Source organism: Zoogloea sp. (assembly GCF_028689785.1).
Lineage (GTDB): Bacteria > Pseudomonadota > Gammaproteobacteria > Burkholderiales > Rhodocyclaceae > Zoogloea.
The window spans coordinates 1-25,117 of record NZ_JAQVCN010000068.1; the positions used below are offsets into that span (position 1 = coordinate 1).

Genomic DNA, 25,117 nt, shown 5'->3' on the forward strand with positions numbered 1-25,117 from the left:
AAATAGTGAAACATCGAGGACTGGGGATCGACTTCGCCGCGCATCGTTGTTCTGCCTGGGGTTCGGGGATACGGCTAGGACAGGCGGGTGGCGGGATCGTTCACTGGGTTTTGCATCAACCTGTTAGTGATCGACGAGTCATCGATGGTCGGTGATAAGGAGAACCACAGCGATGTAATGCAGTTCGGCTCTGGCCGGTTGCTCAAGGACATCGTTACATATGCTCGAATGAGAAGGCCGGGTCGCAGGAACGACCATCTCACGAAGCTACTTTTTGTTGGCGATCCAGCACAACTTCCCCCGGTTGGCGAGAAATCTTCGCCGGCCCTGTCCGAGGACTATCTGAGGCAGGAGTTCAATCTTCAGGTTGGCTCATTCGATCTGAATTTCGTGATGCGCCAAGCGCAAGGCAGCGCCATTCTCGACCGCGCCACGGAGTTGCGAGATGCAATGCAGGCCGGTCGCTACAATACTTTTTCACTGCAGCCCAACGGCCAAGAGATTGAGCAGGTTGATGCAGGAATTGCAGTAGATCTCATCGTTCAGGGCTTGCAGGCCAAAGACTCCAGTGTTGCTGTCGCACACTCAAATGCCACGGCGCTGGAGTACAACCGCAACATCCGAGAGCGTCGCTGGGGTGACCCGAGCCTGCCTATTCAGGTGGGGGAAACGCTGCTGATTAATAGGAACTCGTCCAAGCATGTGCTCAGCAACGGCGACTTGGTTAAGGTCGTACAGGTAGGTTCAGATGCGAAGAAAGTTCCTGTAAATCTGAAAGGTGGGCACTACGTTGAGCTTTCGTTCCGTGAGGTCACCGCAGCCTTCCGAGATAGCGATGGCAGCATCATCCAGACAGTCTGCTTAGTACTGGAGAATCTGCTCGATTCGCCTCACCGAGAGCTTACTCCACTAGAGCAGCGGGCATTGCTGGTGGACTTTCGTAAACGGCACCCGGATTTGCATCCAAAGTCAGCTGAGTTCCGACGCGCTATCCGCGAAGATCCATACTTCAACGCACTTCAGGTCAAGTATGGTTATGCCATGACCTGCCACAAGGCTCAGGGTGGCGAATGGAACACGGTCATTGTGGATTTCGACTCCAGTAGGGGGGCACGCAATGCATTGTTCTTTCGTTGGGCTTACACGGCCATCACTCGTGCCGCGAAGAAGCTGATTGTGGTCAACCCACCAAGCTTTGCCGCCTTGACCACAATCGCGTGGGCGCAACCTGCAGACTCACACGTCGCTCCCCGCCAGGAGGGCGATCAGGATTTCACCATCGATCCTGACTGGCATCGCCTGTCGTTCTCGGCTGCGACCGCCCCCCTGATGCCAACCCACCAGCAACTAAGGCTGGTCTGGGAGGCTCAGGGCATTTGCATCGAGCAACTGCAGCATCTGCAGTATTGCGAGCGTTACACGCTCGGCCGCGACGGTAAGCGCGCTACGGTGCAGTACTACTACGACAAGAAACATCGCGTCGGCCGGACAGGGTTTCTTCCGAGCGCGCTTTTCGACAGTCAACTGGCTGACGACGCGCTGACCTCACTCAACGCCCTGTCTGGCAAACAAGGCGCGCTGCAAACAGATCCGTTCATTCAGGAATTTCTTGATCGTCTGGATGCAACACTTGGAAGTTCGCCTGTTCAGCGAACGGGTTGCAAATCAATGCCCTATCGTCTGCGAGTGAGTTTTGCCGATGCGTACCGTAAGGGCGACATCGACTTCACTTACGACGGCACCCCCTCTTGGACCGCTGCCCAAGAGGTCGGTGGCCCAGGTAGCAGCCACGGCCTCTATGAGGACGTACAGGGCTTGATGACAGCGCATAAGGAGGAACAGCAGTGAGTTCCACTGAAATATTTGCACTCCGCAAGCAAAGGCGTTTCGCCGAAGCTCTGGAAATGGCGCGAGCCCAGCATCCAGATAATCCAGAAGACATCTGGTTTCTGCGCGCTTATGCATGGGCGCTTTATGATCACGCAAAAAGCCTCGTCGACGCATACGAGGCAAAGCAACTGTCACCCACTGTTCTGAGTGGGCAGTTGTCTCCTTACATGCGCGAGTTCTCCAAAATTGCCAGCCCGTTGCGGGGGGATAGCGCCTTTTCGCAGATGCTTCGCTTGGCAGGCAAGGCGTCCAAGGATTGGCAGGATTTTCTGGACTTCGCCCGCTGGGCTGGCGTTAGCGATTTTTCGGAGGAAGACAAAGCGCCCTACATCAATGAGCAGGGTAAAACCATCGATAGCCTGCAAAAACGGTATACGCGAGCCATCTGCAGAGCGACGGTGGCCAAGGCTGCCGATCCACAATCAGATCAGGCGCTGATCAAGTGGGGTCTTGGCATCTTGGAACAGTCACTGCAAGATGACCCCAATGACCAATTGCTCAATTACTACCAGAGCAAACAGCATTTGGCCCGCGGCGAGGTAGACCTGGCAATTAAGCGCCTGGCACCGGTATTGCGCCGCCAGTCAAGGGCTGCCTGGCCTTGGGCTTTACTCGGTAAAGTTCTCGAAACCACACGACCAGAGGACGCACTTGATTGTTATGCCCATGCCACTCAACTGGCCCGGGAGGAGCAGGAGGTCGCAAAGGTTCGTATCCACCTTGCGCAGCGGCTGGCCCTGATAGGGCGTTTCAACGAGGCCGCACAACAAGCGAGCTTGGCGCTGAAGTATCGGGAGCAGCATGGCCTCAAGGTCCCACAGGAACTGCACCACCTACTCGCCAGTGACTGGTACCAGCAGGCGGTGGCAAAGAACAGCCTCCAGCACCTTCCAAAAGTAGATGCGTTCGCCAAAGCGCTGTTGCAAGAACTGGACCGGCAGAGCCTCACCTACACCCAAGGTGTGATCGATCATATCAATGCTGAGAAAGGGCTGAGCTACGTCGCCACTAGTGCCAATACTGGTTTCGGCCTCTTACATCGTAAGTTTTCACAACTGGCTACTCTGCCGCCGGGCACTCTGGTGGACGTGGGATGCGCCAAGCCAGAAGGTACCCCCCTGGATTGGCGCATCTCAGAAGCCAAGGAGTTGCCTGGCCTGTGTGAAGTGCTTCCCGGCAGACTAGAACGCCAAGAGGGCAAAGACTTCGCCTTCATTCGCACCACCCGGGCCGACATTTTCGTATCTCCGACGCTGGCCGCGGAATTTGCGCCGGGTCAGCAATACGACGTGCTCTGCCTAGCTATCAGGCGCACCAACAAACAAGGGAAGACGGGCTGGCGAGCGGTGAAACTTATGGATAAAGATGCTCGGCCGCCCACGAGACACCCAGAGGAACAAGCAAGCTCTGCCTCCTCCCTCACCTAGCCCTATCGATCTCAGGTTCGCTGCAGCGGTGCCATTGGACAGTCGACACCGTTCTGTCCAATGACAGGTCGGTCGAACATCCGATAGATCTGTCCGCGGTGGCATAGTCGCGCCTGAACGGCAGGTTCGCCCGGGAAGGAGCCCCCAAGAGTTTTCGGCAGGGACCGTCCGCTCCGGGTCGGTAGCTGCCCTCCGAGACCATTGCAACCAATGGCAGCTCCGGCCGACCTCCCGCCTCCCCTCACCTCCCACCCGAAAACAACCTCCTATCCCACACCACACGCTCCGCCTTCGTCAGCGCGATCCGTGACGCCTCGGGATGTGCAGGATTGACGAGCGCATTCCACTCAAGCCTGGCCACCACCGAGGGCACGAGCAGGATGGCGCTGCGGGTCTCGCTCAGCCACTGGTCGCCAAAGCGCCTTGCGGCTGCGGTGCTTTCGGCATCCCAGGCCGGTGGGAGTGATGCGGTGTCGTGGCGCTCGACCGATACGTCGTCCGGCACGTTTGCGATCACGTAGCGGTGTGTGCTTGGCACCCGGCCGATGCTGGCATGGGCCAGGATTTCAAGCATCGCGCCCGCATAGCTCAGGGATGCGTAGATGAGCGGGCGTCCGGGGCTGTTCCATCGGCCGCCGATCAAGGCGGCGCCCGTGCCATCCCACAGGGGGTGGCGTTCGTCTCCGATCCGGTACAGCTGCATCAGGCGGCGATACCGTAGAAGAGCCGCCACAGCAGTTCTTCCACGCGGCGTGCACCAAGTTCGGTGAGGGAAACATCCAGCGGGCTGCGCCCCTGGAGCATCGCGTGGGGGGTCGTCAGGAAGGCTCGTGCGTCGTCGTCGGAGTTCCAGACGTAAGCGGCGGTGGCAAAGATGCGGGCAAGACGCTCGGCCCGTTCGGACTCATCCGCGGAAAGGCTCTCCCGCCGCCGCTTGTAAGTGGCCTCCGGAATGATGCGGTACAGCAGCTGGCGGCGATCTTCGGCGCTCACACAGATGTGGTCGATGCTGGCTTTGAGGGCGCCCTTGGGGAGCCCCTTCGAAACCATCTCATCGAGTTCGGCGAAGGAGTGGGGAACGGCCGCCAGTGCCATGACTGCGGCGATCTTTTCCGGACTGACAAGCACCATGGCGACAAGCCTCAAAGGATCATTTGATCCTTAATCATAGACCAAACGATCCCACAAAACAAACCGCGAGGCTGCGCTGGCTGGCGCCCTCCCCTACACCGTCTCCCTTCTCCGAAACACCAGCGGCCGCCCGTTGTGCGTCCGCTTCACCTGCCACGCCGCCAGCGCCGAATCCATGTAGTCCGCGTGTCCGGGAAACCAGTCCACCAGTGCCTGGGCGTAGTCCCGGGCGACATCTACCCGGCCCTGGGCGACCACTTCGCGGACGTCGTAGGCGGAGTTGATGACTTTCTCGTGTTCTCCGATGTGGCACTCGCCGCCGCCCGGGAAGTCGGGGGCGGCGAGCCATTCGTTTTCCTGCTTGAAATGGGCTTCGGCGTGCTGGATGAAGGCTTCGAGGGCCTCGGGGATCTGGGCGTCGCTGGCGGTGAGCAGGGCGTCGACACAGTCGACGAACTCGCGATGGGTGTCGTCCATGGCGGTATGGCCGAGCAGGTAGCGGTCGCTCCAGGTGAAGCGCTCTGCAGTCGTGGTGGTCATTGCATGCCTCCTGTTTCGGTGCGTCGTATCAGGCGCACCTTGCATTGTTCTGTTCCGTCGCCTCGGCCGGGGCCAGGGGCGGGCTGCCAACGGGATGATAAGTGCGGAGAAAATACGTCAAGCCGCTGGCCGCATCGCCGGCCTTCACAGCCTGCACTTCGCAGATCAGCAGGTCGTGGGAGCCCAGGGCCTGCTGCTGCACGATGCGGCAGTCAAAGCTCACCAACGCACCATCCAGGGCGGGGCTGCCGGTTGCCAGCATCTGGGCAGAGACCCGGGCGCGGCGCTCGGGCATGCTGATGTTGCGGTCGGCAAAGAGTTGGGCCAGGTGCTGCTGGTCGGCCGCCAGCACATTCACGCACAGCACGCCGTTACCACTGAAGAAACCGTGGGCGTAGGAGTTGCGGTTGATGCAGGTGAGCAGGGTGGGCGGCTGGTCGGTGACGCTGCACACGGCGGTGGCGGTGATGCCGGCGAAGCCCTGGGGGCCGTCGGTGGTGATGACGTTGACGGCGCCGGCCAGGCGGGCCATGCCGTCGCGAAAGAGGTCGATGCTGACCATGAAGCTTCCTTCTCTATGCAGACTCGGGCGCAGGCTGCGGCGGCTGCGCAGCCCGGCCCAGGCAGGGGCGGCGCCGCAGCGCCCACCCCCTCATGCCGGCGCGGCCGGTGCGGTGGCGCTTACCACTTGAAGGCGAAGGCGGCCCCCAGCCAGTGCTGGGACATGTCCACGCTCATTCCGGTGCTGGGCCCGGTGCCGCGCACCTCGGAGCCAAAGGCGCGGGCGTACATGAAGGACATCTCCGTGTCCCGGCCCAGGGCGTAGGTGGCGCCGAGGGTGAAGTGGTCCTGGGGCGTCACCGGGGCCAGATAGTTCAGGGTGGCGTTCTCGCGGCTGACGATCTGCTGGCCGTGGCTGAACCCGGTGCGCAGGGTGAGCGCGGAGCTGGCCTGCCAGGAGGCGCCGATCCGCGACACGGTCTGGCTGCGCCAGCCAAAGCCCGGTTCTGCCGCCGTGAGGGCATTGGCCAGGGAGTCGATATCACCCCAGTTCACCCGCATCAGGTCGGCGGCAACAACGACGCTGGCCGTGGGCCGCCAGGCCACGCCGATGCCGTAGCGCTCGGGGATGTCAAACTCGCCCCGATTGGCCAGCAGCTTGCTGTAGGCCCCCAGCTTGCCCATGCGGACGCGGGCCGAGTACATGGCCCCCAGGGTGAATTGCTCGCTCACCTGGCCCATCCAGCCGAGCTTGAAGCCGATACCGGTGGAGGAATCGGCGCCGGGGCTCTCCACCCCCGCCGCGTCGGGCACCCCGTTCACCTTGAAACGCTGGTAGGCCAGGTCGGCCGACACCCCGATGGCGTGGCCCGGCGCCAGCTTGAGGGCGTAGGTGGGCGAGACGATGATCTGGGTCAGCTTGGCGCTGTCCTTGCCGCTTCCGCCCAGCAGCGGGGTGTCGTAAACGGTGCTCACGCCGTTTCCGTACACCGACACGCCAATGGACTGGCGCTCGTCGATCACCCGGTTGTAGCCCAGGTCGGGCACGGGGATGGCCTTGACGCCGTCACCCTTGTATTCGGTTCCGCCAAAGCTGGACTTGGGGTCGACGATGACCACCGACAGGCCCATGTCGAAGCGTTCCCCCACCATCGCCATGCCGGCGGGGTTGTTGGCGGCGGCGATGGCGTCCTGGGGCAGGGCGATGGACGCGCCGCCCATGCCCATGGCCTTGATGCCGTAGCCGTGGGGCATGGGGCCGTTGGTGGCGCTGGCGCCGGAGAAAACAGCAAGGCCTGCGATGGCTGCGCCGGCACGCAGACAGGAGTGGCACAGCCGGGAAGGGGTCGGGGTAGTAGACATGTTGGGCTCCGAATTTCGAGTTGTGTGGCGTGCGCGAGCGGCCGGACCCACAGACGGGGTGCCGGCGACCGTCGGAGTTCAGGCGGCGACTGCGGCGTTGTCGAGCAGCCGCAGGGTGGCTTCCGGGTCGTAGAACCAGGTGGACAGGCTCTTCGGATCGTTGAAGGCATCGGCAAAGGTCGCGGCCAGGCTGGCGTTCCCGGCGCAGCTGCCGAGAAACTGCATGACGTGGGGCGGAGGCGGCAGCAGCATGGCGTTGGTGAAGCGCGCAGACCACTGGGCGTAGTCCCAGTACTGGGCGGCCAGGGCGTCCATCCAGGCGTCGTCAAAGGCGGCGCTGCCCCGGGCCACGATGGCGTCCAGGTACATGCTGGCGCCCTTGGCGGCGTTGTTCGAGCCCTGCCCGGTCATCGGGTCGTTGAGCACCAGGATATCGCCCATGCCCAGCACCTTGCGGCCCGAGGGCAGCACGCCGATGGCGTGGCGCACCGTGGGGGCCACGCGGCCGTACAGGATGCCGTTGTCGTCGGTCAGGCGGATGTTCTCGAAGCGTGCCGCCTCGCCGGGGAAGAACTCGGCAATCAGGGCCTTGGTCATGGCCAGGTGCTCGGCGGGGGTCTTTACCGCATCCCAGCGGTCCATGGGGCCGCCGATCACGCACTCGATATTGATGATGTCGCAGGGGCCGCTATGGGTCAGCCCCGGAAAATGCACCAGTTCGCCCACGCCGGGATTGAGGTTGATGTTGAGAGCGTTGAAGTCGTCCCGCGGCACCATTCCGTGCACATAGGTCAGGGCGATCGAGCGCTGGGGGCGGTCGAAGGTGCAGCGCAGGGCGTCACGTTCGAACAGCTTGCCCAACTCGCCCTTTCCGGTGGCCACCAGCACCAGGTCGGCGCTTTCGGTCAGGCGCTCCAGCTCATCCATGTCCACTTCGCCGATCACCAGATTGCCGCCCCGACGCTGGAATTCGTCCATCCATTTGGGCATTTTCAGGCGCTGATCCACCGATTGCCCATTGGCCGACATCCGGGCCCGGAAATCCAGCAGGGTGCCGATCTGCGCATTGCCGGCCTTTACATGAATGCCCTGGATCGGCGGACAGTCCTTGTCCCAGAAGGCCAGCCCCAATTCACGTTCGTGGCCCAGGGCCATGTCGTACATCGACTGGCTGGAAAGGACTTTGCCCCGGGCGATCTCCTCGCCAGTCCGATTGGATATGGCCGTAACCGAATAACCTTTATCCAGAAGGCCGATACCCAGCTGCAAACCCGCCTGACCGGCACCGACAATTGTGATTTTGCGCATGATTGATTGCTCCGCGTCCGAAAATTGATTGGGGGCCCGTCCTTACGGGCGTTTTCAATTTCGGCCAAGCGGAATGGGCCGGCTATGCGATTCATGCCGCGCCTGTGCATTGAGTGCACCCGGCGGCCGGCCATCCGGCTTGCCGGCAACCGATTTCCCCTCTTCAAAATCCCCTGCGTCCAGTGGACAGTCCCTGCGCTTGACGGATAGTCGCCTTTCCCCCCGGTCCTTAGATTGACGCCATGTTCTGGTGGCCCGAATCCACGGGTTTCCACCCCTAACTGGATTGACGTTCTATGGATCGCATTTCTTCCGAAGTCGAGCCCGCGCTTGCCAGCGCCGGAGCCCCGCCTTCCCGCCTGCGCGCCACGGCGGTGAAGGTCACGGTGTCGAGCGTGCCCTGGCTGATCATCGGCGGGCTGCTGTGGGCGGGCCTGTTCATCAAACCCCAGCCGGTGGGCGGCACGGTGCAGCCGCCCATCCTCGAAAGGCGGGATCACTTCTACGGAATCGCCCGGGCCCCGGCCGAAGGCATCTGGGTGGCCGGCTCCCACGGCAAGATCGTGGCCATCGACAGCCAGGGCAAAGCCCACGCGCTGCAGACCCCCACCGACCAGACCCTGCAGGACATCGCCGTGTGGGACGGCGGCCGCGGCGTGGCCGTGGGCAACGAGGGGGTCGTGCTGACCACCTCCGACGCCGGCCGGCGGTGGACCGCTGTGGAGGGGGTGCCCCGCTCCGAAGTGGCCAACAAGCTCACCCGGGTCCGCATTGCGGCGGAGGGCAAGGCCATTGCCACTGGCGAAATGGGCGCCCTGCTCTTCAGCAAGGATTACGGGGCCAGCTGGGCCCGCCTGCGCGACGAGGAGGACGTGGCCTGGAACGACGCGGCGCTGCTGCCCGGCAGTGGCCTGGTGGTGGTGGGCGAGTTCGGCCGGATTCTCGTCAGCCCGGATGGCGGCAGCAGCTGGCGGACGCCGGATGTGCCGGTTGAAAGCTCGCTGATGGCGGTGGCCTTCCGCAATGCCAGCGAAGGCGTGGCGGTGGGCCTGGAGGGGGTGGTGCTGAGCACCCGCGACGGCGGCCGCAGCTGGCAGCGGGAAAAGCTCGATACCCAGGCCCACCTCTTCGACGTGGCCTGGGACGAGGCCAATCAGCGCTGGCTGGGTGCCGGCGCCCTCGGCACCTGGATAAAGGCCGGCGCCGCGGCCACCGACTGGCAGAGCGGCCGGCTGGATGAGCGGGACCTGGCCTGGCACACCCGCGTGCTGCCCGTCGGCGGGGAAGTCTGGCTGACCGGCGCCAACATCGGCCGCTGGGATGGCCAGCGCTGGCTGGCCCTGGGCCGCTGAGGCTGCCCCGCAACACCGCCCTTCCCTCCCCCACGAATCCTCACCTGTCCGGGATACAAGATCATGATCGAAAGAATCGCCGCATTCTGCATGCGTCGGCGCGCCTGGGTGGCGGGCACGATTGCCTTCCTCACCGTCGCGCTGAGCTGGTTTGCCCTGCACATCGAAGTGCGCACCGTGTTCGAGGACATGCTCCCCTCCCGCCACGAATACGTACAGACCCACCAGAAGTTCAAGGACACCTTTGGCGGCTCAAACATGGTCACGATCATGCTTGAGGTGGACAAGGGCGACATCTTCGACATGGAGGTGCTGGAGAAAGTCCGCACCCTGACCCTGGGCCTGCGGGAAGTCTCCGCGGTCAATCCCTTCCAGATCACCTCCCTGGCGTCGAAGAAGCTCAAGGAGGTCCGCGCCTCCACCGACGGCATCGAGACACGGCCGCTGATGTGGCCCGAGCTGCCGGCCAACGCCGAAGAGCTGGCCGCCCTCAAGCAGGCCGTGTTGCGCAACCCGCTGGTGTACGGCCCCTTCGTGTCCAAGGATCTCCAGGCCACGCTGATCACTGTGGACTTCATCGACCGGGAAGTGGATTACACCAAGGTCTTCGACGAAATCGGCGCCCTGGTGAAGAAGGTCGAGAACGACCGGGTGGGTGTGCGGGTGGTGGGCGCCCCCATCCTGTACGGCTGGGTGGAGCACTACCTGCCGGAGACCCTCAAGCTGGTGGCCATCGCCCTGGCCCTGACCCTGGCCATGCTCTTCCTGCTGCTGCGCACCTGGCGCGGAGTGATCCTGCCCCTGCTGGCCGGGGCGGTGAGCGCCACCTGGGCCCTGGGCATCTGCCACCTGCTGGGCATCCACTTCGAGCCCCTGGTCATCGTGGTGGCCATGCTCATCACCTCCCGGGCGGTGTCCCACTCGGTGCAGATCGTCAATCGCTTCGATGACGAGCTAGAACACATTGCCGACGGCAGCGAAACCTCCCGCCAGGCGGCCCACGTGGCCCTGGTGGATCTCTTCCGCCCGGGCATGGTGGGGGTGATAGCGGATGCGGCGTGCATGGCGGTGGTGGCCCTCAGCCCCATCCCCATGCTGCAGAAGCTCACCCTGCTGTCGGTGGTGTGGGTGATGACCCTGACCATCAGCGCGGTGATCCTGACCCCGGTGCTGCTGTCATGGATCCGCAAGCCCCAGGGCACCGCCCACGGCGTCGATCTGGCCCCGCTGCTGCGCAAGGTGCTGGATTTCGGCTTGTGGATGGCCCTGTCGCGCTTCCGCTACGTGGTCATCGGCTGCAGCGTGCTGGTGCTGTTCAGCTCCGGCTTCTACGCCCTCAAGCTCAAGGTGGGCGATGCCAACCCGGGCTCGCCCATCCTGTGGCCCGAAGCCACCTACAACCGGGACTCCACCGCCATCAACCAGCGCTTTGACGGAGTGGACCGGCTGTTCGTGGTGGTGGGCCAGGATGGCAAGGAAGGCCTGGTGAAGAGCAATGAAGTGCTGCAGGCCATGAACCGCTTCCAGCGCTTCATGGAGGTGCAGCCGGAGATCGGTGCCTCCATCTCGATTGCCGATGTGGTGCCGGTGCTCAACAGCACCCTGCGGGAGGGCAACCCCCGCTACGAGGAGCTGGGCGCCACCGCGGCCATCAACGGCAGCCTGATGGCGATCCTCGAATCCGTGTCGGAGCCCGGCGACATGGACCGCTTTGTGGATGGCCAGGCGGCCAACGGCTCCATCACCCTGATGTTCCGCGACCGCCAGGGCGAGACCATCCGCACGGCCATGGCACGCATCAAGGAGTTCGTCGCGGCGAACCCGCTGCAGACCGGCGAATGGCAACTGGCGGGCGGGCTGATCGGCATCACCGCGGCCATGAACGAGGTGATCCTGGCCAGCCAGATCGAGGGCGTGGCCCTGGCCCTGCTGGTGCTGATGATCATCTGCACCGTGGTCTATCGCTCCACCGTGGCCGGCATGCTCTTCATGGTGCCGGTGATCATCTCCAACACCCTCACCTTCGCCTTCATGGCCTGGCAGGACATCGGGATGAGCATCAACACCGTGCCGGTGGCTGCCCTGGGCATCGGCCTGGGGGTGGATTACGCCTTCTACATCGCCGACCGCATCAAGGAAGAGATCGCCATCGGCACCAACCCGGAGGACGCCATCCGCATCGCCCTCCACTCGGCAGGCATGGGCGTGCTGGTCACGGCCAGCGTGCTGATCCTCAGCACCCTGCTGTGGTGGGCCTCGTCCCTGCGCTTCCAGGCCGAGATGGGCCTCTTGATGGCCATCTGGCTGGGCATCTCGGCCATGTCGGCGCTGTTCGTGATGCCCTCGGTGATCTACGTGTTCCGCCCCGATTTCATCTTCGGACGCAAGGACCGGCCCGTGCTGGCCGGCCTCCAGCCGCAAGCCCACTAGTTTTCTTCAATCCGCCGGATCTCCGGCACACCCCCAGCAATCGAGGAGAAGAACATGACGCATGGAAAAACGGGCGCCCGGCGCTTGGACAGCCGGCCCAAGCGTGCAGCGCTTGCGGTGATGCTTGCTGCAATGGGCCAGGGCGCCAGCGCCGGCGAGCCGGGCGAGGTCAAGCTCGACGGCTTTCTGAGACAGGAGTTTTCCTGGAACACGGCCAACTGGAAGGACACACCCAACTACAACGACCAGGGCAAGCTCTCCATGGCCCGCTCCACGGCCCGCCTCAACATCGACTGGACCCCGGTGCGGGATGTGTCGGTGGTCACCAAGCTGCGGGCAGTGGGCGAGATCAAGACCTCCTTCCTCAACCACCTGGAGAAGATGGGCGCCTACAACTACGGCTCCAGCGACGGGCGTGGCGACATCATGGCCCTCTACAACAAGAACGACATCAGCGACGTGGTGCGCGAGATGTACGTGGACTTCCCGGTGGGTGAGCGCTCCCGCCTGCGCCTGGGCAAGCAGCAGATCGTGTGGGGCGAAACCGACTTCTTCGCCGCCAATGACCTGGTGCACGGCTTCGACTACACCTGGCGCTCCTTCCTCGACCCGGCCAATGAAGAGCTGCGCAAGGCCAGCATCATCGCCAAGCTGAACGTGGATGTGCCCGAACTGGATGGCGGCGTGGAGCTGTTCGTGCGCCCCGGCTGGGACCGCAAATCGGATATCGGCACAGAGCTCGACGTGTATGGCGGGCGCTGGTCCAGCCAGTCGGTGGTGGGCGTGGACTTCCGCAACATCGACCCCTACGACTTCCGCAACCCCAAGGGCGACGCCCGCAAGGTGACGGGCGGCGTGCGCTGGACCGGCCTGGCCAAGGACGTTAACTACTCGGTTTCCTATCTCAAGACCTACTGGAACAACCCCACGCTCAACGCCGCCAGCACCCTCAAGCTGTTCGGCATGCCGGGCACCCCCTCGGGCGCCACCACCGTGGGCCGCCCCGACAGCCTCGGCGTGGCCGGCGACCTGATCTACCCCACCGTGGATGTGTTCGGCGCCACCGCCAGCGGCTATGCCGCCTGGGCCGATGCGGTGTTCAGCACCGAAGTGGCCTTCATCAAGGACGCCCCCTACCAGTTTCAGAACGGTGCCCTGGCCGGCCCCCTGTCCCAGGCCGTGGCGCCGGGCTTTGACGGCATCAAGCGCAAGGACCTGGTGGCCTGGATGGTGCGCATGGACAAGAACATCGCCGCCACCCAGCAGTGGCTGGGCACCGAAAAGCCCATGTTCTTCTCCGTGCAGCTGTTCGACAAATGGCTGATGGACTACGACAAGGGCGAGCGCCTGCTCAACGCCGTGGGCGCCGGCCAGCTCACCAAGGAGCACTCGCTGCTGCTCACCGCCATCTTCGACCTCTCCTACGACAGCGGCCGCATCAAGCCCAACCTGGTGGTGGGCACCGACCTGACCTACGCCGGCGGCTTCATCGTGCCCTCCGTGACCATGGAGCTGAACAAGAACTGGCGCTGGAAAGTGGAGTACGACAAGTTCTGGAACGACGAACACCGCGACCTCAACAAGTGCCCGGCGGGCAACGTGGCCGTCTGCGACAGCGCCAGCCTCTTCGGCTACTTCCACAAGCGCGACCAGCTTTACACCAGCCTGACCTACCTCTTCTGACCCCCATCGGAGCTTCAAGACCATGTCTGCACACAAACACACCCTCGCCAGTGCCTGCGCGGCCCTGCTCAGCTTCTCCGTCGGCAGCGTCTGTGCCGCCGAGCTTCCGGCGGGCACCGTGATCTCGGCCGAGAACATCGACAAGATCAAGAACGACACCTTTGAGGGCCACTCCATCGCCAGCCTGCTCACCGAGAAGATGGAATGGCGCATCCGCAACAACGGCTGGAAGCTGCCCCTGGCCAAATCTCAGAAGGTCAAACTCGACCCCAAGTGGCTGAAGGCCTCGGAAGCCAATGCGGGCAAGACCAGGATCAACGCCGAGAGCTGTCAGGTGGACGGCTGGAGCGCCGGCCAGCCCTTCCCCAACATCGACACCAAAGACCCCCAGGCTGCCGAGAAAATTGTGTGGAACTGGCACCTGGGTCAGCTCGTGGGTGACGTGGCCATCGTGCCCTTCTACACCCAGGTGCTGATCGACGGCCAGAAGGGTGTGCACGCCGAGCCCGTCGCCGAATTCACCCGCTACGCCATGAAGGGCCGTCTGTCCGGCGAAGCCACCCAGGGCGACGGCACCCAGCGCGGGCGCCAGCTGCTGTACTTCAAAACCCCGTCAGACATGAAAGGCATCGGCACCTTCACCATTCAGTACGACTCGGTAAAGGTGAACGACGTGTGGGCCTACGTGCCCGCCGTGCGCCGCGTACGCCGCCTCTCCGGTGGCGCCTGGATGGACCCGGTGGGCTCCTCCGACCAGCTGCAGGACGACCTGGAGATCTTCAACGCCCGCCCCTGCTGGTACAAGGGCTACAAGCTGCTGGGCAAACGCCATGTGCTGGCGGTGATGCACAGCAAGTACCCCCTGTGGAATGCCAAGGGCGACAGCTTCGAGAAGAAGTACCCGGTGCTGGAAAACAAGCCGCCCTACTGGAACATGAACAACAACAACTTCGAGCCGCGGGAAGTATACGTAGTGGAAGCCACCACCCCGTCCGAGCACCCGTACAGCAAGAAGATCCTCTACATCGACACCCAGTTCCCGCGCATCCACTACGGTGAGGCCTACAACCGCAAGGGCGAGTTCTGGAAGTTCATGGAGTGGCACTCCTTTCCGGGCAAGGCCGAAGACGGCTTCCTGGACATCCGCACCGCCGCCGGCGCGATCATCGACTTCCAGCGCAATCACGCCACGGTGTCCCTGATCGACACCGCCACCTGGAAGACCAACCCGCCGGGGGTTAAGGAGTCCGACGTGTCCCTGCAGTCCCTGCAGTCGGCCGGCCGCTGATCCCGCCCACCACCCCTCAGCCTTGAGCGGGGCGCCATCCGTCAGCGGGAGGCGCCCTGTTTTTACGTCTGCGGCAGCCGGCTGCCGCCCCGGAGACTCCGATGGAAAGCACACCAAGCCACGTCATCCAGCGCAACATCAGCCGCCACGCCGCCCTGCGCCTGGCCACCGCCGCCCTCGACGAAGCCGAGCGCCTGGGCATCCACGTCAATGCCGCCGTGGTAGACCGCCATGGCACCCTGATGGCCTTCCTGCGCATGCCCGAGGCCTCCCTTTTCTCCAGCCAGACGGCCATGGACAAGGCCTACTCCGCCGCCAGCGCCCGCATGCCCACCTCCCAATGGACCGAGGCCCTCGCCCCCTACCCGCCCCTCATCCAGCACAACATCCTCCAGCGCCCCCGCCTGGTGGTGTTCGGCGGCGGAATACCGGTGGAGGTGGACGGCGAAGTGATCGGCGCCATCGGTGTGTCGGGGGGCAGCGTGGAGGAAGATGAACAATGCGCCGAGGCAGGACTGGCGGCGCTGCCGGCGTGAGGCTAGGCCGGGACGGCGGCGCACGGCATCGGCATGTAATAGACCATTCCCGACATCCCATATATAATTAGCCACCATACTATATGGTGGCATCAAAATGGAACTGGCACAAAAGTACCAAGCACTGCTGCATGAGGCACAACGCAGGCAACTCCCCGATGTGGCAGGCATCCGGCTGTGTTTTCAAACACTGTCTCTGGCATCGGCCATCGACCGCGACTGTGCCGCGTTGCTGGCACCCCACGGCCTCTCCGAAGGCCGCTTCGTCATGCTGTTCTTGCTCGATGCGGCCAGCGAAGGACTGGCCCCGAATGCCCTGGCCGAACAGGCAGGCGTTACCCGCGCCACCGTCACAGGCCTGCTCGACGGGCTGGAGCGCGAAGCCCTGATCGAGCGCCAGGCCGAAGCCAGCGACCGTCGCGCTCTGCGCATCCGACTGACCCTCAAGGGCAGGCAAGTGGCCAAGCAGGTCTTTGACCAGCACGGCCGCTGGATTGCCGGTTTGTTCGGCAATCTGTCCGCACCGGAACGCCAGCAACTGGCGACCTTGCTCGACAAGGTGGCATCAAACCTCGACGCAACCCAGCCAGGAAGGCCCGAATGAACACGGTAGCCCCCCGTAAGGGCGCAACCCGCGCCGCCGACATTCCCGCCGACGTACTGGACGCCCTGTCCCGCGGCGAACTGCAAAGCGCCACGTTGGCCGAGGGACTGGCGCTCGACCAGGCCCTGTTGGTGCGCACGGTTTTTCCGCAACTGTCACCGCAAGCCCTGAAAAACATGGATGCCGCCTGCCAGCTTGGCATTCTCAAACGCATGGCCGGCATCGGAGCCGCACTGCTGAAGGAGCTCGGCAGCCATGGCATCGCGCAATGCCAGGCCCATGCATCAGACACAGTGCGCAGCTGGGCTTGCTTCATGATCGGCGCGCAACCGGAAGTGGATCTGCCAAGCCGACTGACTGCGATTCGGCCATTGGCCGATGACGCACACTTCGGCGTGCGCGAATGGGCCTGGATGGCCGTGCGGCCGCACCTGGCTCAGGAACTGGATGCCGCCATCGCGCATCTGGCAGCCTGGACGCAAGAGCCCTCCGAACGTCTGCGCCGCTTTGCCAGCGAAGCCCTGCGTCCGCGTGGCGTTTGGTGCCCCCACATCACCACACTCAAGCGGCAACCGGAACGGGCGTTGCCCATCCTCTCGCCGCTGCGTGCCGACTCATCGGCCTATGTGCAGGACTCGGTGGCCAACTGGCTCAACGACGCCGCCAAGGATCACCCTGATTGGGTGCGGGAGCTGTGCGCGGAATGGCTGCAAATCCAGCCCACAGCCGCCACCCATCGCATCTGCCAGCGCGCTCTGCGCAACTTGAAATGAAGGAGTACACAGCCGTGCCACATTATCTTGTCGAACTCTATACGCCCAATGCCGCATGGCGCGCCTTGCCCGCCGAAAGCCGTCAGCAGTTTCTGAACGGCATCCAGGCCGCGATGGGAGACCTGTCCAGTCTGGGCGTCGAAGTACTGGCTCTGAGTGAAACGGACGGAGGCATCGACCGCGCCAGCGAGCACCGATTCCTGGGCATCTGGCGCCTTCCTGACGCCCACGTCAGAGACGCACTGCTGGCAGGCATCAAGGCCAGTGGCTGGTACGACTATTTCGACCATGTGAATGCCGCCGGCGATGCTGGCGGATTTGCTACTCACTTGGCCTCATTGAAACTCGCCTAGACGATTGATCGACTTGCCGTATCGCGCCTCTACGCAGCCCGGCGAATGGCCCTACGGAAGTCATCGTGAAACAGAAAAGGCCCTCGTCAGAGGGCCGCGTACATCAGAACTCACCCCAAAAACGCCTGATCCTTCACCACTTCCGGGGCCGGAAAGGCCTTCTTGCTGTGGGCGATACCCAGATCGAGGAACAGCTCGCACATCTTGTACGCCACCACCCCCGGGTTGAGGACGGGGACGGGCAGGCGGGAGGCCAGGTAGGCGTGGGACTGGTGCATGGTGGTGGAGCCGAGCACGATGACGTCGGCGCCGTCTTCATGGATGGCCTTCAGGGCGGCCTCTTCGAGCCTGGCGAAGACGATGTCCTCCTTGCCGGTGAGGAGCTCCTGGGTGTCCGGGCGCACGTCGATGGCGCGGATGGAGGCCACGCGGGACTCCAGGCCGTATTCCTTGAGGGTCTTGCGGTACAGGGGGAACCAGCGCTCCCACATGGTGAGGATGCTGAACTTGTGGCCCAGCATGGCGGCCAGGTGGAAGGCGCTCTGGCCCGGCGACAGCACCGGGATGCTGAGCCGGGCGCGCAGCGCGGCGAGGCCCGAATCGCTGACGGTGTTGATGCACACCGCGTCGAAGCCCTCCTCCTCCGCCCGGATGCCGGCCTGGATGACGGCCAGCTCCATGATGGCCATGTCGTAGTAGCTGTCGGCCAGGGTGATGGTGTTGCCGGCGCCGACAAAGCTCACGTCGATGTCGGGGCGCCGGAACTCCGGCGGGAGCTGGGATTCGACCATCGGCCGGGTGGCCTCGCTCATTGGTACAGGGAAGATCATCTTGACCCGCTTGCCCATGAAATTTGCTCCTTGTGTTGAATGTGAAGGGAGGGTCGGGATCAAGCGGCCGACATGCCGCCATCCACCGGGATGAAACCACCGGTGACGTAGGACGATTGGTCGGAGAGCAGCCACAGCACGGCATTGCCCACTTCATGGGGCTGGCCGATGCGGTGCATGGGCACGCCGTCGTCGTACATGTGGTCGTCGCCGCCAGTCACCCGGTCATAGCTGGCGGTCTTGATGGGGCCGGGGCACACGGCATTCACCCGGATGCCCTGACGGGCGTAGTCAAGGGCGGCGGCCCGGGTGGCGCCGATGATGCCGTGCTTGGCCGCCACGTAGTAGGCCAGGCGCGGCATGGCCTTGAGCCCGAAGATGGAGCTGTTGTTGACGATGCTGCCTCCGCCCGTGGCGAGCATGGCCTCGGCCTCGTACTTCATCATGTACAGCATGCCCTTGAGGTTGATGTCGATGACATCCGAGATATCGGCATCGGGGGTTTCGTGGATGTCGCAGAACTCGCGTTGCAGGCCGGCATTGTTGAAGGCGCCGTCGAGGCGGCCGAAGTGCGCCATGGCACAGGCCACCAGGGCGGCGCAGTCGGCGGCCCGGGAGACATCGGTCTGCCGGAAGATGGCCTGGCCACCGGCAGCGCGGATCTCGGCGGCGATGGCCTCGCCCTCCACCGGGTTGCGGTTACCCAGCACGACGCGGGCGCCGGCCGCGGCCAGGGCCTTGCAGGTATCGCGGCCCATGCCGCTGCCGCCGCCGGTAACGATGTAAACCCTGCCTTGCAGTTCGGGGTAATTGCTCAAGGGTCAGACTCCTGTCGGTGGTCTAGAAACGGGCGGGGGAAATCCGCCCAAGCACGTTCTCCAGGGCAATGCCGATGGCCAGCAGGCGGCGGTCGTCGCCGGCGTGGCCATCCAGCTCCAGGCCCACTGGCAGGCCGGTGGTGGCCCCGATGCCCACCGGCAGCTGGATGCCGGGCAGGCCGGCGCTGGCGGAGGGCTCGGTGTTCTGGATGAGCAGGGAGAAGTTCTGCGGCTCGCTCACGTCGGGCCGGGCCAGGGGCGCCACGATGGGGGTGGTGGGGAAGACGAAGGCGTCCAGCCGGTGACGGGCGAAGAGGGCCTTGTAGTGCTCGCGCAGGGCCGGCCGGCCGACGTTCTGGGCGTAGTCATAGAGCGGCGCCGAATCGACGATGTTGCCCGCGGCATCCAGCGCCTTGCGGGGCAGCACGAAGGTGTCGTAAATGCCGGCCACGTCGGGGCTGGCAATGCCGGCGCGGAGCTGCTCGATGGAAATGCCGGGGCCCTGGGTGGCCAGGTATTCCACCATGTCGGGATAGGCCTCGTGGAAGACCACCGGAAAGCCCACGGCATTGTTGAGGGCCATGATCTCGGTGTCGTCCACGTCCACAAAGGTAACGCCGACGCCTTCCAGCGCGAGCCGGACGATGGCCATGATGGCGGCGACCTCGTCATCCATGTTGGCCCAGAAATCCGGCACCACCCCCAGGCGCAGGGCTTTCAGCTGCACTGGCGGCAAAGCCTGTTCGCCGGTGATCAGGCCGTCCAGCAGAGCCACGTCGGCCATGCACAGGGCCATGGGGCCCGCCGTGTCGCGGCTGCTGGCGATGGGGGCGAGGCCCGCCGATGGATAGCGCCGGGCGCTGGGGCGCAGGGAGCTGCAGCCGTTGAGGGCGGGCGGGATGCGCATGGAGCCGCCCGTGTCGGTGCCCAGGGCAGCCGGCGCCATCCGCGCGCCCAGGGCCGCAGCGCTGCCCGATGACGAACCACCGGCAATGCGCGCCGGGTCGTAGGGGTTGCGCACCCCCACCACCTCGGGCATGTGAAAGGCGGCGTTGTAGCCGGTGCCGCCAAAGGCCAGCTCGTGCATGTTGGTCTTGCCGAGGACGATGGCCCCCGCGTCGCGCAGGGCGCGCACTACCGGGGCATCCTCGGCCGGCACGAAGTCGGCCAGGGCCCGCGTGCCGGAGGTGGCCGGCAGCCCGGCCACATGGATGTTGTCCTTCACCACCACCGGGATGCCGGCCAGCGGCCCGAGGGGCCGGCCGGCACGCCGGGCGGCGTCCACGGCGCGGGCCGCCGCCAGGGCTCCCTCCCCGTCCAGGGTGATGAAGATGTTGAGGGCCGCATGGGCGCGAGCCCGTTCGAGATAGGCCGAGACCAGGGCTTCGCTGCTCAGGCTGCCATCGGCCAGGTGGCGTAGCACATCGGCGATGGTCAGGTGGTCGATGGGGACAGGGGTGGAGGTGGGCATGGGATTCATCCTTCTTTGGGTATGGGGTTCGCGGAGAAGTCGGGGTCAGCACGCCGGGTGGGCGCGGTGCCAGTCGGTGACCCGCTGCAGGGCCACGCCAGCCCCCAGCAGGGTCTGCTCGCCCCCCTTGCGGGCGACGAACTGGAAGCCGATGGGCAGCCCCTCGGGGGTATGGCCGCCGGGCAGGCTCAGGGCGGGATGACCGGAGATGTTGAAGGGCGCAGTGAACTGGATGAGGCGCTGGTTGGCCTCGGGGTCGGCGGCGAGGGCGCCGAGCTGGCCGTGGGTGGGCGCGGCGATGGGCTGGACCGGTACGAGGAGCAGGTCGATGCTCTCCAGCAGCGCATTGACCCGGCCGGTGAAGGCCGCAGCCGACAGCAGCAGGCGCTGATAGGCGGTGCCGTCCAGGCTCCGCCCCACCTCGATCAACCGGCTCAGGGCCGGGCCATAGTCGGCCGCGCGGGCCGGATAGGTGTCGGCATGGGCCACGGCGGTCTGCACGCCGCACTGGGCCTCCCACTGGCCGGCGATGTGCCAGGCGTCGGGAAAGCGCACTTCCCGCACATCGGCCCCCAGGCTGCGCAGCATGGCCAGCACGTTCTCCAGCACCCGCTGGGTGGCGTCATCGGTGCCGTTGGAGTTCCAGTACGGATCAACGCCCACGATCAGGCCCTTGAGGGCCACGGCCCGCACGCGGCCCCGGGGCTGCGGGCTGTCGGAGGTGGGGTCGAGGGGGTCGTGACCTGCGATGGCGTTGAACAGGATGCGGGCATCGGCAGCGCTGCGGGCGATGGGCCCCACGTGGTCGAGGAAGGCCGCCAGCTCGAAGCTGCCGTGCCGGCTGACCCGGCCCCAGGTGGGCTTGAGCCCGGTGAGCCCGTTGGCGGCACACGGAAAGCGGATCGAGCCCCCCGTGTCGGTGCCCAGGGAGGCGCAGCACAGGCCAGCCGCCGTGGCCACACCGGAGCCGCTGGAGGAGGCCCCGGTCCAGTGGTCGGCGCCCCAGGGGTTGACCGGGGGGGCGATGGCCGGGTGATGGGTGGCGAAGGCGCCCTCGGTCATCTGCAGCTTGCCGAGGATGATGGCGCCGGCTTCGCGCAGGCGGCGCACCACCGTGGAATCCTCCGCCGGCACGAAATCCCCATGCACGGTGGTGCCGGCCGCCGTCACCACACCCTGGGTCCAGAACAGGTCCTTCACCGCCACGGGGATGCCGTGCAGGGGGCCGAGATAATCCCCCCGCCGGATGCGGGCCTCGGCGACGCGGGCGGCGGCACGGGCTTCGTCCGCCGTGACCCGGGCATAGGCGTGCAGGCGCGGGTCGAGGGCTTCGACGCGGGCCAGCAGGGCCTCGGTCAGCTCTACCGGCGACAGCTTGCCCGCTTTCAGCAAGGGCGCCAGGCGGGATATCTCCTGGTAGTGCAGCTTGCGGGGGCGCATCAGGGTTCCTCCGGCAGCCTTACAGGCCCAGTTCCCGACGCGTGCGCGTGAGGGTGTCGATGAGCACGTACATGATCTTGTGGGCGCAGGGGATGAGGTCGGGCACGTAGGTGGCGCCCATGCCGCCCAGGCCTTCGGCCACGGGCAGCGGCGGGTTGGGCGCCGGCCAGGGCCAGCCGATGCGCACGGTGGGCACGCCATAGCGGCGCAGGGCAGTGCCGTCGGTCTGCCCGCCGAGCAGGTCGGGCGTGCCGTGGGGGCGCTGCTCGATGTGCTCCCAGCCGCGCTTGGCCGAGCGCACGATCCAGTTGTCGACATCGGTGGTGCCGCCGGGTACGGAGCCGTACATCTCCCAGTCTAGGACCAGTTCCAGGTGGCGCTGGCGCAGGCCGGCCACGAACTCGGCGAACTGGGACTTCACCTCCGCCGGCGGGGTGCGCGGGTTGATGCGCACGTCGAAGAAGATCTCGGTGATGGCCGACGGAAAGGCCGGACGCTCCGGGTCGCCCGAGCGCACGCCGGCAATCCAGCCGTGGGGCTTGACCACCCCGGAGGTGTTGCGCTCGGCATAGTCCAGCAACCAGGCCTGCAGTTCCTGGATGACGGTGGCGGCGGGCACCACCGAACTGCGGAAGGCCGGCAGGTCATGGGGAACGCCGGCGTAGCCCAGGGTGCCGTGCACCCGCAGCTTGAACCAGCCCATGCCGGGCTCCTCGTGATAGACCCAGTTCCAGGGCTTCATGATCACCGCGTAGTCGGCGGCGGCGCCCCGGTTGAGCAGATGCAGCACGCCGTTGGACATGCCCCCGTGGTGGCGTGCGGAAATGTCCACCGGCATGCCGCCATCGGCCATGCCCACCAGCAGGTCGCCCACCAGGGGCACCTCGGCCTCGATCAGCGCGGTGGCGATCTCGGTGAGGGTGGCGACCATGGCCTTGGGATTGGAAGCACCCAGCCCGAACACCCAGTCACCGAGGGACTGGGCCCGGGGCTGCATGTCGGCCTCGCCCCGGGCGCCGGTCCATTGGCTTTCGGCCTCGGTGAGGTCGAGGTGGGTGTCGATGGGGGCGTAGAGCATCAGGCTGGCACCGCCGCCGCTGCCGCGCAGCTCCGCCAGCACATTGCCGCTGGTGTCGGTCATGGGCTGGTAGCGGGCCTTCAGGCCCACCTCGGCCAGATGCCGGGCCATGAACTCGCTGGCGGCCCGGGCGGCGCCGGTGGGGCTGTGGATGTCGACGATGGAGAACAGCAGTTGCTGCAGGCGTTGCGGGTCGATCTTGCTGCAGGCCTTGTCGTACCAGGCCTGCTGTTCGGCGCTTAAGGCCGGGGTGCCGGGAGTGGTCATCGGGGTTCTCCGTTCAGTTGCTGGCGACGAACTGCTCGCTGTAAATGTGTTCGGCAGGGACGCCGAGCTCGATCAGGCGCTGGGTTGCGGCGTCGATCATCGGCTGCGGGCCGCACAAGTAGGCGACGGTATCGGGCCCGGAGACGTCTCCCTCGCGCAGGGCGGCAACCGGGCTGCCCGACAGCAGCTCTCCCTCCGCCCCCCGGTCCACCGTGATGCGGGTCTCCAGGGAGGGCAGCCACTGCCGGCGCAGCTCCAGCTCGTCCAGGCAGAACAGGGCATCCGGCGTGGCGCAGCCGAAGTTGAGGAGCATCTGCGGTTTGCGCCCGCCCCACTGGCGGATGCCGTCGATCATCGACAGAACCGGGGCCAGCCCGGTGCCGCCGGCGATGAAGATGTGCTTGGCGCGGCGGTGCTCCTCCCGCAGGAAGAAAGCCCCGTAAGGCCCCTTGATCTTGACCACGTCGTCCGGCCGCGCGCCGTCCTGCAGCCAGGTGGACATGGCGCCACCGGGCAGCAGGCGGACAAGGAGCGACAGGCGGGGAAGATCGGCGGCGATGCTCGACGGGGAGTAGCTGCGCAGGGCCTCGACGCCCGGGACCTCGACCTGCAGGTACTGGCCGGGGCGGAAATCGAGCCAATCCCCTTCGGCCAGCTCCAGGTTCAGGCGGATCACGTTGGCCGCGAGGCGGTCGGCGCTGTCCACGAAGGCGTGGGCCGTCACCGGCACGACCAGCCCGGCGGTGCTGGTGTAAGGCAGCTCGAAGACGCAGTCGGACTGGGCCCGCGTGACGCATAGCAGGCGCTGGCCGGCCGCGTACTCACTGCTCAGCAGGCTGGCCGTGGCCCCGGGCTGGGTGACTGCATCGCCCTCGCAGAGGGTGGCGATACAGCTCGAACAACTCCCCGAATGGCATTGGTGGATGAGAGGGGCGCCGGCCTGCAGCGCGGCATCGAGCACGGAGCAACCGGCCTCCGTCTGGACCGAATGGGTGGCGCCGTCTGCAAAGCGCAGCGTGACGTGGTGCGTTTGATCGTTCATGAGGCTGGATTCCATGGCTTGCATTCACACTCGTGGAGCGCTCGAAGGGCAGCGCGTGGTGTGCATCCTAAGAATCAGGCCGAAGGACGTCGCTCCAAATTAGGTAGGGGTTTATCCCGGAAGTGCAGCTTTCGAAGGGCGCTGGAATATCAGGCGGTATTGATTCAGGAATGGCCGCCGGCCAAATGAAGGAGATTTCCAAATACGCAATCTTCCTATTCGAATCAGCCTTTCCGCGCTATACGAAAAGTGCACCCACTATCCTCAGAGTGCAGTTTTATTGCACTCGGACGGCGGCTCGCCCCAGAGATTCCGGCACGTTGTTTGCCTATATAAATCAGGCACTAAGACCTCACAGCCCGATTTAACGGGCTTTCTCCAGAAAATGTTCCGACAGAGGATATGGCGATGCACCAGATTGAAGAATTGCTGCACTGCAAGAGTGCTTTTTGGCCCGGACAATGTTCAAATTTCGGCGTGCGGGACATAAGAAGAAAGTCCCCGGATAACGCCACTCCTCATTCGGAAATTCAATTCGAATTCGACGGGTGTCAAAAAAATCCAATAAAAACAAGCAGGCGAAAGCAATGTTCCAACGGAGGAGACTGAAATGGAACTTATTGGTCATAAAGCGGAGCCGGCATCGGTTCCGGTAATGGTCGGGGCTGATCTCTTTCAAACCCAGGACGTGGAAGAAGCCCGCCAGTGGGGCGTGCGGACTTTCTGCGAAAACCGACTGAAAAAGGTGGACGGCTTGCGCTCCATCAACGCCCGCATGCACCTGCGCAAGGTGCGGGGCGTGGGCTTCGGGCGCATCACCTACGGCGGCGCCGTGGATATCGACCCCGGCTGCCTGGACTCCTTCTACCCATACCGTTCCACACAACCCCATTGACATGTTTTCCTGGCCGGCTCGAGGCTGGGAATAGCCCTTCGCTATAGTCTGGTATACCTTGTGCTTACGCCATAGCCTTTCATCTACGATGGCATGGC

The 25,117-nt window shown here is 64.9% G+C and carries 23 protein-coding genes; 11 read left to right on the forward strand and 12 right to left on the reverse strand.

The window, feature by feature from the left end; genetic code table 11:
* Window positions 1-87: 87 nt before the first annotated feature.
* On the forward strand, window positions 88-1,848 hold the full coding sequence (locus PHI64_RS20015) for an ATP-binding domain-containing protein (RefSeq protein WP_299886906.1): 1,761 nt from the start codon (window positions 88-90) through the stop codon (window positions 1,846-1,848).
* A complete protein-coding gene (locus PHI64_RS20020; RefSeq protein WP_299886909.1) occupies window positions 1,845-3,317 on the forward strand; it encodes a hypothetical protein in 1,473 nt (490 codons plus the stop codon). The genes PHI64_RS20015 and PHI64_RS20020 overlap by 4 nt, the downstream gene beginning before the upstream one ends.
* Window positions 3,318-3,558: 241 nt before the next feature.
* Here PHI64_RS20020 and PHI64_RS20025 read toward each other — a convergent pair whose 3' ends face one another.
* The 6 genes from PHI64_RS20025 to PHI64_RS20050 all read right to left on the reverse strand — a co-directional run bounded on the left by PHI64_RS20025 (window position 3,559) and on the right by PHI64_RS20050 (window position 8,159).
* Window positions 3,559-4,020, reverse strand: a complete 462-nt coding sequence (locus tag PHI64_RS20025) for an RES domain-containing protein (protein ID WP_299886912.1) — start codon at window positions 4,018-4,020, stop codon at window positions 3,559-3,561.
* Window positions 4,020-4,448 carry an antitoxin Xre/MbcA/ParS toxin-binding domain-containing protein gene (locus PHI64_RS20030; protein WP_299886915.1) on the reverse strand — a complete coding sequence of 143 codons (429 nt, stop codon included), beginning with the start codon at window positions 4,446-4,448 and terminating at the stop codon, window positions 4,020-4,022. The genes PHI64_RS20025 and PHI64_RS20030 overlap by 1 nt, the downstream gene beginning before the upstream one ends.
* 93 nt (window positions 4,449-4,541) lie before the next feature.
* Window positions 4,542-4,988 carry a hemerythrin domain-containing protein gene (locus tag PHI64_RS20035; protein ID WP_299886918.1) on the reverse strand — a complete coding sequence of 149 codons (447 nt, stop codon included), beginning with the start codon at window positions 4,986-4,988 and terminating at the stop codon, window positions 4,542-4,544.
* Window positions 4,989-5,016: 28 nt separating this feature from the next.
* A complete protein-coding gene (locus PHI64_RS20040; RefSeq protein WP_299886920.1) occupies window positions 5,017-5,550 on the reverse strand; it encodes a flavin reductase in 534 nt (177 codons plus the stop codon).
* 119 nt (window positions 5,551-5,669) lie between these two features.
* Complete coding sequence (locus PHI64_RS20045; protein ID WP_299886923.1) at window positions 5,670-6,851, reverse strand: outer membrane protein transport protein; 1,182 nt, start codon at window positions 6,849-6,851, stop codon at window positions 5,670-5,672.
* Between the two features lie 78 nt (window positions 6,852-6,929).
* Window positions 6,930-8,159 (reverse strand): styrene monooxygenase/indole monooxygenase family protein, encoded by a 1,230-nt coding sequence (locus PHI64_RS20050; protein ID WP_299886928.1) that lies wholly within the window; start codon window positions 8,157-8,159, stop codon window positions 6,930-6,932.
* 296 nt (window positions 8,160-8,455) lie between these two features.
* Here PHI64_RS20050 and PHI64_RS20055 point away from each other — a divergent pair, with 296 nt between their 5' ends.
* From PHI64_RS20055 to PHI64_RS20090, 8 genes are all read left to right on the forward strand, one after another.
* Window positions 8,456-9,511, forward strand: coding sequence for a YCF48-related protein (locus PHI64_RS20055; RefSeq protein WP_299886931.1), 1,056 nt, complete (start codon window positions 8,456-8,458; stop codon window positions 9,509-9,511).
* A 63-nt stretch (window positions 9,512-9,574) separates the two neighbouring features.
* Window positions 9,575-11,941, forward strand: coding sequence for an MMPL family transporter (locus tag PHI64_RS20060; RefSeq protein ID WP_299886934.1), 2,367 nt, complete (start codon window positions 9,575-9,577; stop codon window positions 11,939-11,941).
* 54 nt (window positions 11,942-11,995) lie between these two features.
* The gene (locus PHI64_RS20065; protein WP_299886937.1) at window positions 11,996-13,624 is read left to right on the forward strand and encodes a DUF1302 family protein; all 1,629 of its coding nucleotides are present in this window, start codon (window positions 11,996-11,998) and stop codon (window positions 13,622-13,624) included.
* Window positions 13,625-13,646: 22 nt separating this feature from the next.
* Window positions 13,647-14,912 (forward strand): DUF1329 domain-containing protein, encoded by a 1,266-nt coding sequence (locus tag PHI64_RS20070; RefSeq protein ID WP_299886940.1) that lies wholly within the window; start codon window positions 13,647-13,649, stop codon window positions 14,910-14,912.
* A gap of 101 nt (window positions 14,913-15,013) precedes the next feature.
* A complete protein-coding gene (locus PHI64_RS20075) occupies window positions 15,014-15,448 on the forward strand; it encodes a heme-binding protein (RefSeq protein ID WP_299886943.1) in 435 nt (144 codons plus the stop codon).
* 97 nt (window positions 15,449-15,545) lie between these two features.
* On the forward strand, window positions 15,546-16,052 hold the full coding sequence (locus tag PHI64_RS20080) for a MarR family transcriptional regulator (protein ID WP_299886946.1): 507 nt from the start codon (window positions 15,546-15,548) through the stop codon (window positions 16,050-16,052).
* Entirely contained in the window at window positions 16,049-16,825 is a 777-nt protein-coding gene (locus PHI64_RS20085) for a DNA alkylation repair protein (protein ID WP_299886949.1), read from the forward strand. Before PHI64_RS20080 ends, PHI64_RS20085 begins: the two co-directional genes overlap by 4 nt.
* On the forward strand, window positions 16,822-17,178 hold the full coding sequence (locus PHI64_RS20090; RefSeq protein WP_299886952.1) for a DUF6616 family protein: 357 nt from the start codon (window positions 16,822-16,824) through the stop codon (window positions 17,176-17,178). Before PHI64_RS20085 ends, PHI64_RS20090 begins: the two co-directional genes overlap by 4 nt.
* 110 nt (window positions 17,179-17,288) lie before the next feature.
* On the opposite strand, the gene PHI64_RS20095 is transcribed toward PHI64_RS20090, so the two are convergent.
* Genes PHI64_RS20095 through PHI64_RS20120 form a run of 6 tightly spaced genes read right to left on the reverse strand, consistent with a single transcriptional unit; the run spans window position 17,289 to window position 24,124 of the window.
* Entirely contained in the window at window positions 17,289-18,026 is a 738-nt protein-coding gene (locus tag PHI64_RS20095; protein WP_299886955.1) for an aspartate/glutamate racemase family protein, read from the reverse strand.
* A gap of 41 nt (window positions 18,027-18,067) precedes the next feature.
* Window positions 18,068-18,826 carry a glucose 1-dehydrogenase gene (locus PHI64_RS20100; RefSeq protein ID WP_299886958.1) on the reverse strand — a complete coding sequence of 253 codons (759 nt, stop codon included), beginning with the start codon at window positions 18,824-18,826 and terminating at the stop codon, window positions 18,068-18,070.
* A gap of 22 nt (window positions 18,827-18,848) precedes the next feature.
* Complete coding sequence (iaaH, locus tag PHI64_RS20105; protein WP_299886961.1) at window positions 18,849-20,297, reverse strand: indoleacetamide hydrolase; 1,449 nt, start codon at window positions 20,295-20,297, stop codon at window positions 18,849-18,851.
* A gap of 45 nt (window positions 20,298-20,342) precedes the next feature.
* On the reverse strand, window positions 20,343-21,737 hold the full coding sequence (locus tag PHI64_RS20110) for an amidase (RefSeq protein ID WP_299886963.1): 1,395 nt from the start codon (window positions 21,735-21,737) through the stop codon (window positions 20,343-20,345).
* 19 nt (window positions 21,738-21,756) lie between these two features.
* A complete protein-coding gene (locus PHI64_RS20115) occupies window positions 21,757-23,082 on the reverse strand; it encodes an acetylornithine deacetylase (protein WP_299886966.1) in 1,326 nt (441 codons plus the stop codon).
* Between the two features lie 13 nt (window positions 23,083-23,095).
* Window positions 23,096-24,124 carry a 2Fe-2S iron-sulfur cluster binding domain-containing protein gene (locus PHI64_RS20120; RefSeq protein WP_299886968.1) on the reverse strand — a complete coding sequence of 343 codons (1,029 nt, stop codon included), beginning with the start codon at window positions 24,122-24,124 and terminating at the stop codon, window positions 23,096-23,098.
* Window positions 24,125-24,734: 610 nt separating this feature from the next.
* Here PHI64_RS20120 and PHI64_RS20125 point away from each other — a divergent pair.
* Window positions 24,735-25,019 (forward strand): hypothetical protein, encoded by a 285-nt coding sequence (locus PHI64_RS20125; RefSeq protein WP_299886971.1) that lies wholly within the window; start codon window positions 24,735-24,737, stop codon window positions 25,017-25,019.
* The last annotated feature ends 98 nt before the right edge of the window (window positions 25,020-25,117 follow it).

Excerpts from the sequence above, each read along its gene's own strand:
- PHI64_RS20040 (WP_299886920.1), bottom strand. The coding sequence starts at position 5,550 with ATGGTCAGCATCGACCTCTTTCGCGACGGCATGGCCCGCCTGGCCGGC.
- PHI64_RS20120 (WP_299886968.1), bottom strand. The coding sequence starts at position 24,124 with ATGAACGATCAAACGCACCACGTCACGCTGCGCTTTGCAGACGGCGCC.
- PHI64_RS20115 (WP_299886966.1), bottom strand. The coding sequence starts at position 23,082 with ATGACCACTCCCGGCACCCCGGCCTTAAGCGCCGAACAGCAGGCCTGG.
- PHI64_RS20055 (WP_299886931.1), top strand. The coding sequence starts at position 8,456 with ATGGATCGCATTTCTTCCGAAGTCGAGCCCGCGCTTGCCAGCGCCGGA.
- PHI64_RS20085 (WP_299886949.1), top strand. The coding sequence starts at position 16,049 with ATGAACACGGTAGCCCCCCGTAAGGGCGCAACCCGCGCCGCCGACATT.
- PHI64_RS20030 (WP_299886915.1), bottom strand. The coding sequence starts at position 4,448 with ATGGTGCTTGTCAGTCCGGAAAAGATCGCCGCAGTCATGGCACTGGCG.
- PHI64_RS20035 (WP_299886918.1), bottom strand. The coding sequence starts at position 4,988 with ATGACCACCACGACTGCAGAGCGCTTCACCTGGAGCGACCGCTACCTG.
- PHI64_RS20095 (WP_299886955.1), bottom strand. The coding sequence starts at position 18,026 with ATGGGCAAGCGGGTCAAGATGATCTTCCCTGTACCAATGAGCGAGGCC.
- PHI64_RS20065 (WP_299886937.1), top strand. The coding sequence starts at position 11,996 with ATGACGCATGGAAAAACGGGCGCCCGGCGCTTGGACAGCCGGCCCAAG.
- PHI64_RS20075 (WP_299886943.1), top strand. The coding sequence starts at position 15,014 with ATGGAAAGCACACCAAGCCACGTCATCCAGCGCAACATCAGCCGCCAC.
- PHI64_RS20060 (WP_299886934.1), top strand. The coding sequence starts at position 9,575 with ATGATCGAAAGAATCGCCGCATTCTGCATGCGTCGGCGCGCCTGGGTG.
- PHI64_RS20125 (WP_299886971.1), top strand. The coding sequence starts at position 24,735 with ATGGAACTTATTGGTCATAAAGCGGAGCCGGCATCGGTTCCGGTAATG.
- PHI64_RS20025 (WP_299886912.1), bottom strand. The coding sequence starts at position 4,020 with ATGCAGCTGTACCGGATCGGAGACGAACGCCACCCCCTGTGGGATGGC.
- PHI64_RS20070 (WP_299886940.1), top strand. The coding sequence starts at position 13,647 with ATGTCTGCACACAAACACACCCTCGCCAGTGCCTGCGCGGCCCTGCTC.
- PHI64_RS20110 (WP_299886963.1), bottom strand. The coding sequence starts at position 21,737 with ATGCGCCCCCGCAAGCTGCACTACCAGGAGATATCCCGCCTGGCGCCC.
- iaaH (WP_299886961.1), bottom strand. The coding sequence starts at position 20,297 with ATGCCCACCTCCACCCCTGTCCCCATCGACCACCTGACCATCGCCGAT.
- PHI64_RS20050 (WP_299886928.1), bottom strand. The coding sequence starts at position 8,159 with ATGCGCAAAATCACAATTGTCGGTGCCGGTCAGGCGGGTTTGCAGCTG.
- PHI64_RS20045 (WP_299886923.1), bottom strand. The coding sequence starts at position 6,851 with ATGTCTACTACCCCGACCCCTTCCCGGCTGTGCCACTCCTGTCTGCGT.
- PHI64_RS20080 (WP_299886946.1), top strand. The coding sequence starts at position 15,546 with ATGGAACTGGCACAAAAGTACCAAGCACTGCTGCATGAGGCACAACGC.
- PHI64_RS20090 (WP_299886952.1), top strand. The coding sequence starts at position 16,822 with ATGAAGGAGTACACAGCCGTGCCACATTATCTTGTCGAACTCTATACG.